A 13,913-nucleotide genomic window follows, 5' to 3' on the forward strand; every position below is an offset into this window, starting at 1 on the left:
ATGTCTTCCCTGGCTCATCCCAAGCGCTCGCCCCTGCGCTTGAACCGTTTCGTGTTCTTCAGTTCGTCGGTCTCCATCGGCATCCTCGGTGCGTTGACCGTGTTCTTCCCGGAGGCCAGCGAGCATTGGCTGCAATGGGCACAGGCCGAGGTCTCGGCGGCGTTCGGCTGGTGGTACATGCTGCTGATCGTGGCCTGCCTGGGCTTCGTGCTGTGGCTGGCGTTCTCGCCGTATGGGCGCATCCGCCTGGGCCATAACGAGGAATCGCCGGCGTTCGGCTACGTGGCCTGGGTGTCGATGCTGTTCTCGGCCGGCATCGGCATCGCGCTGCTGTACTACGGCGCCTACGAGCCGCTCGATCATTTCCTCACCCCCCCGGGCAGCCCGGCGGCACCGTCGCCGCGGGCCGCGAAGCGATGGTGCTGACCTTCCTGCACTGGGGCCTGCATGGCTGGGCGCTGTACGCGCTGGTCGGCGTGGCGCTGGGCTACTTCGCCTACCGCCGCAACCTGCCGCTGGCCCTGCGTTCGGCGCTGTACCCGATCTTCGGCGAGCGAATCCATGGCCGCATCGGCGACATGGTCGATGGCTTCGGCATCCTCGCGACGCTGATCTCGATGGTCACCAACCTCGGCATCGGTGCGCTGGTGGTGCAGTCCGGCCTGGTCTACCTGTTCCACATCCCGGATACGCCGCAGGTGCTGGTGGCGATCGTGCTGGTGATGATGGTCGTGGCCACCATCGGCGTGGTTGCCGGCGTGGAGAAGGGCATCGCCTGGCTGTCCAACCTCAACGTGCGCCTGCTGTGCCTGCTGCTGCTGTTCGTGCTGGTGACCGGGCCAACCCTGCACCTGTTCGATGGCCTGGTTCAGAACACCGGCGACTACCTGGGCGCGTTCGTGCGCAAGAGCTTCGACATGTACCTCAACGACCCGAAGGGGCGTGAGTGGATGGGCTCGTGGACGTTGTTCTACTGGGCGTGGTGGATTGCCTGGGCGCCGTTCGTGGGCCTGTTCGTGGCGCGCATCTCGCGCGGCCGCACCATCCGCGAAGTGATCATGGGCGTGCTGCTGATCCCGTTGGGTTTCACGCTGGCCTGGCTGTCGATCTTCGGCAACACCGCCATCGACCTGGTGCTGAACCACGGCCAGGCGGTGCTGGGCCAAGTGGCTCAGCACGATGCGGCGATGACCCTGTTCAAGCTGCTGGAATACTTGCCCGCAGCGCCGTACATCGCTGGTGCGGCGGTGGTGATTGGTTTCGTGTTGTTCCTGACCCCGGTCGATTCGGGCACGCTGATGATCGCCAACCTGTGTACCCGGCGTGTCGATGATGGCGTGGAGGATGGGCATGACGCGCCGATCTGGCTGCGCGTGTTCTGGGCGGCGGGCATCACCGTGGCCAGTGTCGGCCTGTTGCTGGCCGGCAACTTCAGCGCGATGCAGACGGCGGTGGTGCTGTGCGGCCTGCCGTTCTCATTCATCCTGGCGTTCTACATGTGGGGCCTGCTGAAGGCGCTGCGTACCGACCCGGACGCGCCGCGGCGGTAGGTGGCGCCGGGCCGCCACGCCCGGCGAGCACCAAAGAAAAGGGCCGGATCTGTGAGGATCCGGCCCTTTTGTCTTGTCGCAGCCAGGCATGGCCTGGCTCTACCTACGCAGTACGTTCGATCAACGTGCAGCCAGCTGGCGCAGCACGTATTGCAGCAGGCCACCGTGGCGGAAGTACTCCACTTCCTTCGGGGTCAGCAGCATCACCGAGACTTCGAAGGTCTTCTTCGTGCCATCGGCCTTGGTCGCGGTGACCGTGGCGCGCTTGCTGGCGCCATCCTGCAGGCCGGTGACATCGATCACTTCCGAGCCATCCAGGCCCAGCGACTGTGCGTTTTCGCCGTTGCGGAACTGCAGCGGCAGCACGCCCATGCCGACCAGGTTGGAGCGGTGGATGCGTTCGAAGCTTTCGGCGATGACCGCCTTCACCCCCAGCAGCAGGGTGCCCTTGGCGGCCCAGTCACGCGACGAGCCGGTGCCGTATTCCTTGCCGGCCAGCACCACCAGCGGCACCTTGTCGGCCTTGTACTTCATCGCCGCATCGTAGATCGCCAGCTTTTCCGGCTGGCCGCCGTTGCCCGGGTAGTACAGGGTGTTGCCGCCTTCTTCGCCACCGAACATCAGGTTCTTGATGCGGATGTTGGCGAAGGTGCCGCGGACCATCACGTCATCGTTGCCACGGCGGCTGCCGTAACTGTTGAAGTCGGCCGGCTGCACGCCGCGCTCCTGCAGGAAGCGACCTGCCGGCGAATCCTTCTTGATGTTGCCGGCCGGGGAGATGTGGTCGGTGGTGATCGAATCGCCGAACAGGCCCATCACCCGCGCGCCGTGCACATCATCGATGCTGCCGACCTGCATGGTCATGCCATCGAAGTAGGGCGGGTTCTTGATGTAGGTGGACGCATCGCTCCATTCGTACAGGTCACCGTCCGGCGAGGCGATGGTGTTCCAGCGGGTATCGCCCTTGAACACGTCGGCGTAGTTCTGCTTGAACATCTCCGGGCCGACGGTGGCGGCGATGACGTCGCCGATCTCCTTGTTGCTCGGCCAGATGTCGCGCAGGTACACCGGCTGACCATCGCTGCCGGTGCCCAGCGGCTCGGTGGTCAGGTCGATGTCGGTGGTGCCGGCGATGGCGTAGGCCACCACCAGCGGCGGGCTGGCCAGGTAGTTCATCTTCACTTCGGGGTGCACGCGGCCCTCGAAGTTGCGGTTGCCCGACAGCACCGAGGTCACCACCAGGTCGCCACTGGCGATGCCGGCACTGACTTCGGTCGGCAGCGGGCCGGAGTTGCCGATGCAGGTGGTGCAGCCATAGCCCACCACGTAGAAGCCGATCTTCTCCAGCTCGGTGAGAACGCCGGCCTTTTCAAGATAGTCGGTGACCACACGCGAGCCTGGGCCGAGCGAGGTCTTGACCCACGGCTTGCGGTCCAGCCCCTTGGCGGCCGCGTTGCGGGCCAGCAGGCCGGCGCCGATCATCACCGCCGGGTTGGAGGTGTTGGTGCACGAGGTGATGGCGGCGATGACCACCGCACCATCCTTCAGCCGCACCTTCCTGCCGTCCATCTCGATGTCGGCGTAGCCCTTGGCCAGCTGCTCGTTGCCCACTGCGGCGCCGCCGCCTTCATTGACGAAGGTGGAGACATCCTCGCTGCGCTTGTCGCGGTTGGCGGTCATGCCGACCAGCGCGTCGCGGTAGTTCTTCTGCACGTCTTCCAGCAGCACGCGGTCCTGCGGGCGCTTGGGGCCGGCCAGCGAGGGCTTCACCGTGCCCATGTCCAGTTCCAGCGTGGTGCTGTACTGCGCATGCGGGCTGTTGGCGTCGTGCCACAGGCCCTGCGCCTTGGCGTAGGCTTCGACCAGGGCGATCTGCTCTTCGCTGCGGCCGGACAGGCGCAGGTAGGTCAGCGATTCGTTGTCGATCGGGAAGATGCCGCAGGTGGCGCCGTATTCGGGGGCCATGTTGCCGATGGTCGCGCGGTCGGCCAGTGGCAGATGCTGCAGGCCATCACCGTAAAACTCGACGAACTTGCCGACCACGCCGAGCTTGCGCAGCATCTGGGTGACGGTCAGCACCAGGTCGGTGGCGGTGGCGCCTTCGGGCAGCTTGCCGGTCAGCTTGAAGCCGACCACCTGCGGAATCAGCATCGACGAAGGCTGGCCGAGCATGGCGGCCTCGGCTTCGATGCCGCCCACGCCCCAGCCGAGCACGCCGATGCCGTTGATCATCGTGGTGTGGCTGTCGGTACCGAACACGGTATCCGGATACGCAACGGCCTTGCCGTCCTTGTCCGCGGTCATCACCACGCGGGCCAGGTTTTCCAGGTTCACCTGGTGGACGATGCCGGTGTTGGGCGGCACCACCTTGAAGTTGTCGAAGGCCTTCTGGCCCCAGCGCAGGAAGCCGTAGCGTTCCTGGTTGCGCTGGAATTCAATCTTGCCGTTGAGGTCCAGTGCGTCGGGCTTGCCGAACACATCCACCTGCACCGAGTGGTCGATGACCAGTTCGGAGGGAATCAGCGGATTGATCTGTTCGGGGCGGCCGCCGAGCTTGACCACCGCATCGCGCATCGCGGCCAGGTCGACCACGCAGGGCACGCCGGTGAAGTCCTGCAGGACCACGCGAGCGGGCATGAAGGCGATTTCGGTATCCGGTTCGGCGCTGGGCTGCCAGCGGGCGACGGCCTCGATGTGATCCTTGCCGACGGTGACGCCGCCATCCTCGTGCCGGAGCAGGTTCTCCAGCAGGATCTTCATCGAGTAGGGCAGGTGGGAGATGTCGAAGCGCTGGCCCAGCTTGGGCAGGCTGAAGTAGTCGTAGGTCTTGCCGCCGACGTCCAGCTGGCTGCGGGTGGAGAACGAATCGCTCATGCGGGATGACTCCTCTTGCGGATGGCTTGCAGTGGCCCGCATGGGCGGGCCTGCTTGCGTTTGCCGGTGGCACTCCGGCCCCGGATCCTGCCCAGTATCGGCGATCCAGTGCCCGGCAATGACCCGGCAGGCTTGGAACGCAAGGTTACAGCGGTGTGTGTAGCCTTCGTGTCAGCGTGTGCATCGTTTTTGCGCCGGCCCGCACGCAGACGGGGCGCTCATGGGCGCCCCGTCCAGGAATGCATCGGCTGCAGGACTTACTTGCCGTTGGCGGCATCGATCAGCGGATTGCCGGTCTTGCCGACAGCGTTGCTCTTGGACTTGGCCGTCAGCACGCCCTGCTTGTTGAACTCCAGTACGGTCGCTTCCTGGATGTTCTTGCCGAAGCTCTTGATCTTCACGAAGTCGTAGTACCAGACCTGGGTGTCGCCCAGCTGTTCGCGGCGGCCGGGGGCGCCGAATTTCTCACGGATGTTGTCCTGGGTGGTCTTGCCCACTTCCAGGGTGTCCATCTGCTGCTGGGTGATCTCGATGCCGGTGGTGTAGGCGCCGAACGGGTTGGCATGGGCGGAGGTCGTCGAAACGGCCAGCGGGGCTGCGAGGACCAGGGCAAGGGCGAGCGCGCGCATGAAACTTCCTTATTTATGGAGCGGATAGGTGCGGTTGGAACGCCGGGGCGTCCAGCCGGGGCGCAGCAGGGCTGCTGGGCGAGTCTAACCCCCGGCTGCGACTGACGCGGGATCAGGGTCACATATCGGGAGGTTTGTTCCGGATGCGACGGGTATGTATAATTCATGCATACTTTTTGAGGCGTACCCCATGGAAGCCACCGTTGCTGAACGCGGACAGATCACCCTGCCCAAGGCAGTGCGCGATGCGCTGGGCCTGACCAAGGGCACCTTGCTGAAGGTGGAGCTGGAAGGCAGCCGGATCATCCTGCGCAAGAGCGTGGACGATGCGATCTCCCGCGCCCGCGGAAAGTTCTCGCTGGACGGCTTCGAATCGGCCGACGCGGCCGTGCGCGACCTGCGCGACGAGGAGTAAGCGGTGATGATCGCCGTCGATTCACCGGTACTGGTCGAACTGCTCAGCAACGGCCCGCAGGCCGATGCGGTGGAAGCCTGCCTGCGGCAGAGCCTGGTCGGTGGCCGCGTGGTGGTCTGCGGCGCGACCCTGGCCGAGATCTGCGCCGCCCTGCGCGGCGGTGCCGAGGTGCTGGAAGCGCTGGAAGAAATGGGCGTGCACTTCAACGCGCTGGAAGCCAAATCGGCACTGCGCGCGGGTGAGATGCATCGCCGCCATCGCCAGCGCGGCGGCAGCCAGCGCCGTGGCCTGGACGAATTCATGATCGGCGCGCACGCCCTGCTGCAGTGCGATGGCCTGATTACCTGGAACGACACGTTTTATCGCGACTACTTCAAGGGCCTGAAGCTGATCGTGCCGCAAGCCTGAGCCCACTTTTTATTCACCTCACGCATTACCCGGGAGTTGTCATGTTGGAAGCCTACCGCCACCACGTCGCCGAGCGCGCTGCGCTTGGCATCCCGCCCCTGCCGCTGACCGCGCAGCAGACGGCCGATGTCATCGAACTGCTGAAGAACCCGCCGCAGGGCGAGGCCGAGTTCCTGCTCGACCTGCTGACCCACCGCGTGCCGGCCGGCGTCGATGACGCTGCCAAGGTCAAGGCCTCGTACCTGGCCGCGATCGCACTGGGCAGCGAGCAGAACCCGCTGATCAGCCGCGAGCGCGCCACCGAACTGCTGGGCACCATGCTGGGCGGTTACAACGTCGCGCCGCTGGTGCAGCTGCTGGACGATGCCAGCGTTGGCGCCATCGCTGCCGACGCGCTGAAGAAGACCCTGCTGGTGTTCGATGCCTTCCACGACGTGCAGGAAAAGGCCAAGGCGGGCAACGCCAACGCCCAGGCCGTGATGCAGAGCTGGGCCGATGCCGAGTGGTTCACCAGCAACCCGGAAGTGCCGCAGAGCCTGACCGTCACCGTATTCAAGGTGCCGGGCGAAACCAACACCGACGACCTGTCGCCGGCACCGGACGCGACCACCCGCCCGGACATTCCGATGCACGCCCTGGCGATGCTGAAGAACAAGCGTGACGACGCCGCGTTCACTCCGGAAGAAGACGGCAAGCGCGGCCCGATCCAGCAGATCCTGTCGCTGAAGGACAAGGGCCATCTGGTCGCCTATGTCGGCGACGTGGTCGGCACCGGTTCCTCGCGCAAGTCGGCCACCAACAGCGTGCTGTGGTGGACCGGCGATGACATTCCGTACATCCCGAACAAGCGCGCCGGTGGCGTCTGCCTGGGTTCGAAGATCGCCCCGATCTTCTACAACACCATGGAAGATGCCGGCGCGCTGCCGATCGAGCTGGACGTGTCGAAGATGGAGCACGGCGATGTGGTCGAGCTGCGCCCGTACGATGGCAAGGCGCTGAAGAACGGCGAAGTGATCGCCGAGTTCCAGGTCAAGTCCGAAGTGCTGTTCGACGAAGTGCGCGCCGGTGGCCGCATTCCGCTGATCATCGGCCGTGGCCTGACCGGCAAGGCGCGTGAAGCGCTGGGCCTGGCCCCGACCGACCTGTTCCGCCTGCCGGTGCAGCCGGCCGACACCGGCAAGGGCTTCTCGCTGGCACAGAAGATGGTCGGCCGCGCCTGTGGCCTGCCGGAAGGCCAGGGCATGCGCCCGGGCACCTACTGCGAACCGAAGATGACCTCGGTGGGCTCGCAGGACACCACCGGCCCGATGACCCGCGACGAGCTGAAGGACCTGGCCTGCCTGGGCTTCTCGGCCGACCTGGTGATGCAGTCGTTCTGCCACACCGCGGCTTACCCGAAGCCGGTGGACGTCAAGACCCACCACACCCTGCCGGAATTCATCTCCACCCGCGGCGGCGTCTCGCTGCGTCCGGGCGATGGCGTGATCCACAGCTGGCTCAACCGCATGCTGCTGCCGGACACCGTCGGCACCGGTGGCGACTCGCACACCCGTTTCCCGGTGGGCATTTCGTTCCCGGCCGGTTCGGGCCTGGTCGCCTTTGCCGCTGCCACCGGCGTGATGCCGCTGGACATGCCGGAGTCGGTGCTGGTGCGCTTCAAAGGCAAGATGCAGCCGGGCGTGACCCTGCGTGACCTGGTCAACGCGATCCCGCTGTACGCGATCAAGTCGGGCCTGCTGACCGTGGCCAAGGCTGGCAAGAAGAACATCTTCTCCGGCCGCATCCTGGAAATCGAAGGCCTGCCGGAACTGAAGGTCGAACAGGCCTTCGAACTGTCCGATGCCTCGGCCGAGCGTTCGGCGGCCGGCTGCTCGGTGCGCCTGAACAAGGAGCCGATCATCGAGTACCTCACCAGCAACATCACGCTGCTGAAGTGGATGATTGCCGAGGGTTACCAGGATCCGCGCTCGCTGCAGCGCCGTATCGAGAAGATGGAAGCGTGGCTGGCCAACCCGGAGCTGCTGGAGCCGGATGCCGACGCCGAGTACGCTGCCGTCATCGAGATCGACCTGGCCGACATCCACGAGCCGATCGTGGCCTGCCCGAACGACCCGGACGACGTGAAGACCCTGTCCGAAGTCGCTGGCGCCAAGATCGACGAAGTGTTCATCGGTTCGTGCATGACCAACATCGGTCACTTCCGTGCGGCTGCGAAGCTGCTGGAAGGCAAGCGTGACCTGCCGACCCGCCTGTGGGTGGCCCCGCCGACCAAGATGGATGCGTCCGAGCTGACCAAGGAAGGCGTGTACGGCACCTTCGGCGCGACCGGCGCACGCATGGAAATGCCGGGCTGCTCGCTGTGCATGGGCAACCAGGCGCAGATCCGCGAAGGCTCCACCGCGATGTCGACCTCGACCCGCAACTTCCCGAACCGCCTGGGTCGCAACACCAACGTGTACCTGGGTTCGGCGGAACTGGCGGCAATCTGCTCGCGCCTGGGCCGCATCCCGACCAAGGAAGAGTACATGGCCGATATCGGTGTGATTGCCGCCAGCGGCAGCGAGATCTACCGTTACATGAACTTCGACCAGATCGAGGAATACCAGGACGTGGCCAACACGGTCGCTGCCTGAGGGTAGTGCCGGCCGCTGGCCGGCAGCCCGTTGAAACGAAGAACCCCCGGTGAGAGCCGGGGGTTTTTTGTGGTGCCGATGATGCCTGGTAGTGCCGGCCGCTGGCCGGCAGCCGTGCGAGGTCAAGAGCGCTGCCGGCCAGCGGCCGGCACTAGTCGCGATTCAGGTCCGTCCGGGGTCAGGCCTGGGCGGCGGCGGCCGCTTCCTCGGTCACCGCTGGCGTGTCCATCGGCAGCTCCGGTTCCGCGGCCGTTTCCGGCAACGCACCGTGGTCGGGGAACAGGCGCGGCAGCTCGGCGACGAAGCGGACGATGCAGGCTTCGGCGAACTCACGCGATGCAGCTTTCGCCTTGGCGTAGTCGTCAGCCTGCCATTCCTGAAGCGGAGCAACCCGCGCTTCGTCCTGGCAGTGCACGCCCTGGCCGCCACTGGCGCTGCGGAACAGCTTGCGCACCAGCGGGAAGCCGATGGTTACATCGTGGCGCAGCTCATACGGGGTCTCTGCGTCGCTGAGCTTCTGGTACACCAGGGACCACTGGCCGGCGCTGGCTTCCACGGTGCGCTCGTCACTGGGAATGGCGCCGGGATGGGCCGTGAAATAGAGCGCCAGCTGCTCGCGGATCATGCCGGGCAACGCGCCGAAGGCCGGGCTGGGAACGGACTGGATGTCCTCGCCGCGCACGTTGTTCTTGCTGAAGCTGTTGCTGGTGCCGATATCACCGACGCCGGTGACGAACGCCAAGGCAGACAGACCGACCTTGGCTGCGGTGACCGCGGCGGTGTCACCGCGCATCACCAGGCGCAGCACATGGTCGCCCACGCGATTGCCGTTGGGCCCGACGCCCAGGCCGGAAGTGACCTTTACCCGTTGCAGGCTGCTGAGATCCAGTGCGGGTGCCACAGCCACTGTGACGTCCCCGACGGCTGGTCCGGCGACGGCCGCAGCTGCCGGTGCGGCCTCGGCTATATCGGTTACGGGCGTGGCGTCCGTTGCCGGATCGGGTGATGCCCCGGACGTGACCGCAGAGGCGGCGACAGGCGTGGGTGCTTCGTCGACGGCGTAGGCCGACGGAGCCAGCAGCAGGCTGGCCGCGATCGCGGCGGTGAGGCAGGCTGGGCGTAATGCCACGGTGGTACTCCTTGGGGAAACGTGATGGGTGCGCGCGCTGCAACTCACTGCGCCGCGAATTCCTTGATCGGGAACGCCTTGCAGCGGGTGACCGCGGCGGCGATGTCGACCGGAGCATCGGCGGCGGCATTGCGGCGCTGGTTCACCGTGGACGTCTCCTCCCACAGACTGGGCAACACCTGCGGCGCATCCAGCACGCGTTCGCGCACGGCATCGTGCAGGACGCTGCTGTAATCCGCGGCCGGTACCACCACGCACAGGCGCGTGCCGGGCTTGCTACTGGCCTGCTGCAGCATCTGCTGCAGTGCCTCGCTGCTGCCCGTATCGTCACTCAGCTGCTTCGGCGCGCTGCTCTGGTTGGCATCCTGGATCTGCAGCTCGCCGGGGCTGAACAGCAGCACCTGCATGTCCTGGCGTGGCTCGATGCGGACCGGCGCGCGGGTGCCCTCACAGATCGTGGGGGTGGCCCGTGACTGCTGCGGTGTCATGCTGCCGTCGGCATGCACTTGGCGGATATGCAGCCGACAGATCTTGTCGGCCACTTCAAATTCCACTTCGTAATCCTGGCCGGGCCCGGCCACGAACTGGCCCGACAGCTTGCCGTCGCAGTACACGCGACTGCTTGCGTCGAAACGTGCCTCGAAGATCAGCGGCTTGCCACCGGGTACTTCGTATTCCTGGTAGCTGAGCGTGGAAAACCGCTCGTTCTCTTTGCTGCGCAGGGTTTCCGTGACGGGGATGCCGAGCACGCCTTTGTCGCCGGCGTTGTTGTACTTGACGTCGATCCTGTCGCGGTAATCCTCGCGGCAGGCGGCATCGGTGTACAGGGTGGTGGTGCGCCCCAAGGCTGCGTAGACGCGCACCCGTGCCGGGGGAGCGGCGCCGTCAGCGTAGGCGCTGACATCTTCAGCGGCCAACGGGCGCGGATACATCGCGGGGATCCTCTTGACCAGCTTCTCGATGCATTTCATCGTGATCATCTGCGCGGCCCCCTTGAGCCGCGCGTAATCATCGGCCTGCCACGCGCCCAGGGTCGCCCGGTCATCACTGTCGTTGCAGCTGATGATCTCGGCCAGGCTGCCATCGGCGCGGCGCTGCTGGATGGTGCTGGAGTGGTTGAGGCGGTAGAGGGGATCCTTGCGCGTGTTGCCCTGGTGCACCAGTGCCCACGTGTCTGCACTGAAGCGCAGGGTACTGGTCTGCGCGGGCAGCGCGTCGGGTGCATAGCGGAAGTAGCCGCCCACCAGCGCCTTGGCCACGTTTGGCATCAGCGTGATGGCGGGACTGGCTTGTCCTTCGATGATGCTGCCGGGCAGGTTGTTACGCTGGAAGTAGTCCGGCTCGTTGCCGCTGAAGAGAAGCGCGAGCCCCTTAGGCGTGAGCGCCTCGCTGTCATCGGGAGTGACGATGCGCAGCGCCACGTCGGGTGCGTGCATACGCTTCAGCGCGCCGGCCGGACCGCTCTGGATCTGTACGCGATCAGTCCAGGGGGCAGGGTGGTCGGTGGTGGTAGCGGTGGCGGTGGCAGCGACGGGTGTTGTGTGCGGCGGTGCTGATTGTGCGGCAGACGTGGCCGCCAGCGGGGCCAGTAGCGCGGCAGTCAGCAGCGAGGTTCGGGTGGGGAAGCGGCGCTGGGCCATGGTGAAGCTCCTTGAAGAACGAAACAGCTGGCCCCTCCGGGGCCGGCGTTTGAAAGACGGGATGAAGCGCTGCGGCGCTGTGGTCGATCAGCCGCGCGCCAGCGCCAGCAACCGTTCGGCAATGCGCTCCAGCGGCACCTGTTCCTCGGCCGCGCCGAGCTTGAAGGCTGCACCGGGCATGCCCCAGACCACGCTGGTCGCCTCGTCCTGCACCAGTGTGGGCGCGCCGGCCTGGCGCATTTCCAGCAGGCCGCGTGCGCCGTCGTCGCCCATGCCGGTGAGGATCGCGCCGATGGCGTTGCCGCCCGCGCTCTGTGCCACCGAGCGGAACAGCACGTCCACCGCCGGCTTGTGCCGGTTCACCGCAGGACCATCGTCGACACGGCAGCGCCAGCGCGCACCGTCGCGGATGATCCGCAGGTGCTTGCCGCCCGGAGGCAGGTAGGCGTGGCCGGGCAGCACCGCTTCACCGTCGCTGGCTTCGCGCACGGCCATTGCCGAGTGACGGTCCAGTCGTTCGGCGAAGGCGGTGCTGAAGCTGGCGGGCAGGTGCTGGGTCATCACCACGGCCGGACCGTCGGCGGGCATGCCTTCCAGCACCACGCGCAATGCTTCGGTACCGCCAGCCGACGAGCCGATGGCGATCAGGCGATCGGTGGTGCGGAACTGCGTTGCTGCCGGGCGCGCGGCAGGTGCTGCGTCCAGAGTGAGTTTCGGCGTGGCCACGCGTACCAGCGGGCGCACCCGCGAGCGCGCCGCCATCTTCACTTTGGCGATGATTTCATCGGCATAGCCCTGCAGGCCGCGGGCCACGTCGAGCTTGGGCTTGGATACGAAGTCCACCGCGCCCAGGCCCAGTGCCTGCAGGGTGGTATCGGCGCCGCGTTCGGTCAGGGAAGAGATCATCACCACCGGCAGCGGGTGCAGGCGCATCAGGTTTTCCAGGAACGCCAGGCCATCCATGCGTGGCATTTCCACGTCCAGGGTGATCACGTCCGGGGCCAGGCGCTTGATCTTCTCGCGGGCCAGCAGCGGGTCGGCGGCGGTGCCGACCACGTCGATGGCCGGATCGCTGGACAGGATCTCGGTAAGCATCTGCCGGACGACGGCGGAGTCGTCGACGATCAGGACCCGGCAGGGGGCGTTGCCGGTCAGGGTCATTCGAACAGCTCCACGCCACCGGTGACCGGGGCCTTGGACAGGCGTGCGCGCACGGCCGATTCGGTCGCGGCGACTTCGGCTTCGTGGGCGTGTGGCAGGCGCTGCACCACCACGCGGCCGGTATCGGCGAAGAACCAGATCTTGCGCGGATGGATGCCGCACAGGTCCTCGGCGAGGATCGGGATATGTTCGGCCTGCAGGTACTGGCGCACGAATTCGGCGTTGCGGGTGCCTACCGGATTGCTGGTGAAGCCCTTCAGCACGTTGGCGCCGCCGAACACCTTCGCCTCGATGCGCTTGCGGTGGGCGCCGCGCTTGAGCATGTCGTTGATCAGCAGTTCCATCGCATAGCTGCCATAACGTGCGGGCGCGCCGTCGCCGGCGTTGCCTTCGGGCAGCAGGAAGTGGTTCATGCCGCCGATCTTCAGTACCGGGTCGCGCAGGCAAGCGGCCACGCAGGAGCCGAGTGTAGTGGTCAGCGCGGTGGTGTCATCCACCACCAGGTACTGGGTTGGCAGCAGCTTGGCGGCGATGGTCTTGAAGCGTGCGTCCTGGTAGCGCATCACATCGTCGGTACGCAGTGATGCGTTCATGCGCCGGCCTTTGCCGCACGACGGTACAGGGTACGGCCGCAGGGCTGGATCAGATCGGCCGCGTGCAGATAGTTCTCCGAATGGCCGGTATAGAGCAGGCCGTCGTCGGCCAGGTGGTTGACCAGGCGGCCAAGAATCGCGCGCTGGGTCGGCTTGTCGAAGTAGATCATCACGTTGCGGCAGAACAGCGCATCGAACGGGCCGCCGACGTCGTAACGCGGTGCCAGCAGGTTCAACGGGCGGAATTCGATCAGTTCGCGCAGCGCCGGCAGCACGCGGCACTGGCCTTCGTTGGGACCACTGCCACGCTGGAAATAGCGGCGACGCAGGTCCGGATCGAGGCCGGCGACACGGTCGATGTTGTAGACGCCGCGCCCGGCGGTGGCCAGCACCTGGGTGTCGACGTCGGTGGCGACGATGCGTACCGGCGGCTTCAGGGTGCCGAACGCTTCGCAGGCGGTGATCGCCATCGAGTAGGGCTCTTCGCCGGTGGAGGCGGCGCACGACCACAACAGCAGCGGACCGCGCCCGTTGCGCTGCTGCAGCTCTTCGCGCAGCTTGTCGAAATGGTGCGGCTCGCGGAAGAACGCAGTGAGGTTGGTGGTCAGCGCATTGGTGAATGCCTGCCACTCGTCACCATCACCCTGTTCCAGGTGGTCCAGGTACTGCTGGAAGCTGCGCATGCCCAGCGTGCGCAGCCGGCGCGACAGGCGTCCGTACACCATGTCGCGCTTGGCCGGGGCGAGGGCGATGCCCACGCGCTGGTAGATCAGGTCGCAGACGCGGCGGAAATCACGGTCGGCGAATTCGAATTCGCGCGTACCGCTGACGATGGGGGTAGGGCTCTGCACGGGTGACGTGTCCATCGGCGGGGCGGCGGC

The 13,913-nt window shown here is 66.2% G+C and carries 10 protein-coding genes and 1 pseudogene; 4 read left to right on the forward strand and 7 right to left on the reverse strand.

What is annotated here, in order from left to right; translation table 11 throughout:
* Nucleotides 1-1,550, forward strand: a pseudogene (locus CLM74_RS10315) (BCCT family transporter).
* Between the two features lie 120 nt (nucleotides 1,551-1,670).
* Here the strand turns inward: CLM74_RS10315 and acnA are convergent.
* Both acnA and bamE read right to left on the reverse strand, forming a co-directional pair.
* Entirely contained in the window at nucleotides 1,671-4,424 is a 2,754-nt protein-coding gene (gene acnA / locus CLM74_RS10320) for an aconitate hydratase AcnA (RefSeq protein ID WP_099783890.1), read from the reverse strand.
* 257 nt (nucleotides 4,425-4,681) lie between these two features.
* Nucleotides 4,682-5,053, reverse strand: coding sequence for an outer membrane protein assembly factor BamE (gene bamE / locus CLM74_RS10325; RefSeq protein WP_105163997.1), 372 nt, complete (start codon nucleotides 5,051-5,053; stop codon nucleotides 4,682-4,684).
* Between the two features lie 190 nt (nucleotides 5,054-5,243).
* Here bamE and CLM74_RS10330 point away from each other — a divergent pair, with 190 nt between their 5' ends.
* Genes CLM74_RS10330 through acnB form a run of 3 tightly spaced genes read left to right on the forward strand, consistent with a single transcriptional unit; the run spans nucleotide 5,244 to nucleotide 8,509 of the window.
* The gene (locus tag CLM74_RS10330; protein ID WP_025878955.1) at nucleotides 5,244-5,468 is read left to right on the forward strand and encodes an AbrB/MazE/SpoVT family DNA-binding domain-containing protein; all 225 of its coding nucleotides are present in this window, start codon (nucleotides 5,244-5,246) and stop codon (nucleotides 5,466-5,468) included.
* A gap of 6 nt (nucleotides 5,469-5,474) precedes the next feature.
* A complete protein-coding gene (locus CLM74_RS10335) occupies nucleotides 5,475-5,876 on the forward strand; it encodes a type II toxin-antitoxin system VapC family toxin (protein WP_049466025.1) in 402 nt (133 codons plus the stop codon).
* Nucleotides 5,877-5,917: 41 nt separating this feature from the next.
* Nucleotides 5,918-8,509 (forward strand): bifunctional aconitate hydratase 2/2-methylisocitrate dehydratase, encoded by a 2,592-nt coding sequence (gene acnB, locus CLM74_RS10340; RefSeq protein ID WP_105163998.1) that lies wholly within the window; start codon nucleotides 5,918-5,920, stop codon nucleotides 8,507-8,509.
* A 178-nt stretch (nucleotides 8,510-8,687) separates the two neighbouring features.
* Here acnB and CLM74_RS10345 read toward each other — a convergent pair whose 3' ends face one another.
* From CLM74_RS10345 to CLM74_RS10365, 5 genes are all read right to left on the reverse strand, one after another.
* Entirely contained in the window at nucleotides 8,688-9,416 is a 729-nt protein-coding gene (locus CLM74_RS10345; RefSeq protein ID WP_234003460.1) for a hypothetical protein, read from the reverse strand.
* A gap of 266 nt (nucleotides 9,417-9,682) precedes the next feature.
* Nucleotides 9,683-11,278, reverse strand: coding sequence for a hypothetical protein (locus CLM74_RS10350; protein WP_105163999.1), 1,596 nt, complete (start codon nucleotides 11,276-11,278; stop codon nucleotides 9,683-9,685).
* Between the two features lie 87 nt (nucleotides 11,279-11,365).
* Nucleotides 11,366-12,439 (reverse strand): chemotaxis response regulator protein-glutamate methylesterase, encoded by a 1,074-nt coding sequence (locus tag CLM74_RS10355; protein ID WP_099783897.1) that lies wholly within the window; start codon nucleotides 12,437-12,439, stop codon nucleotides 11,366-11,368.
* Nucleotides 12,436-13,032: a chemoreceptor glutamine deamidase CheD gene (cheD, locus tag CLM74_RS10360; RefSeq protein WP_025878962.1), complete on the reverse strand. Its 597-nt coding sequence runs from the start codon at nucleotides 13,030-13,032 to the stop codon at nucleotides 12,436-12,438. Before cheD ends, CLM74_RS10355 begins: the two co-directional genes overlap by 4 nt.
* Nucleotides 13,029-13,898, reverse strand: a complete 870-nt coding sequence (locus CLM74_RS10365; RefSeq protein ID WP_032975462.1) for a CheR family methyltransferase — start codon at nucleotides 13,896-13,898, stop codon at nucleotides 13,029-13,031. The genes cheD and CLM74_RS10365 overlap by 4 nt, the downstream gene beginning before the upstream one ends.
* Nucleotides 13,899-13,913: the final 15 nt, after the last annotated feature.

The organism is Stenotrophomonas sp. MYb57, assembly GCF_002966815.1.
GTDB lineage: Bacteria > Pseudomonadota > Gammaproteobacteria > Xanthomonadales > Xanthomonadaceae > Stenotrophomonas > Stenotrophomonas indicatrix.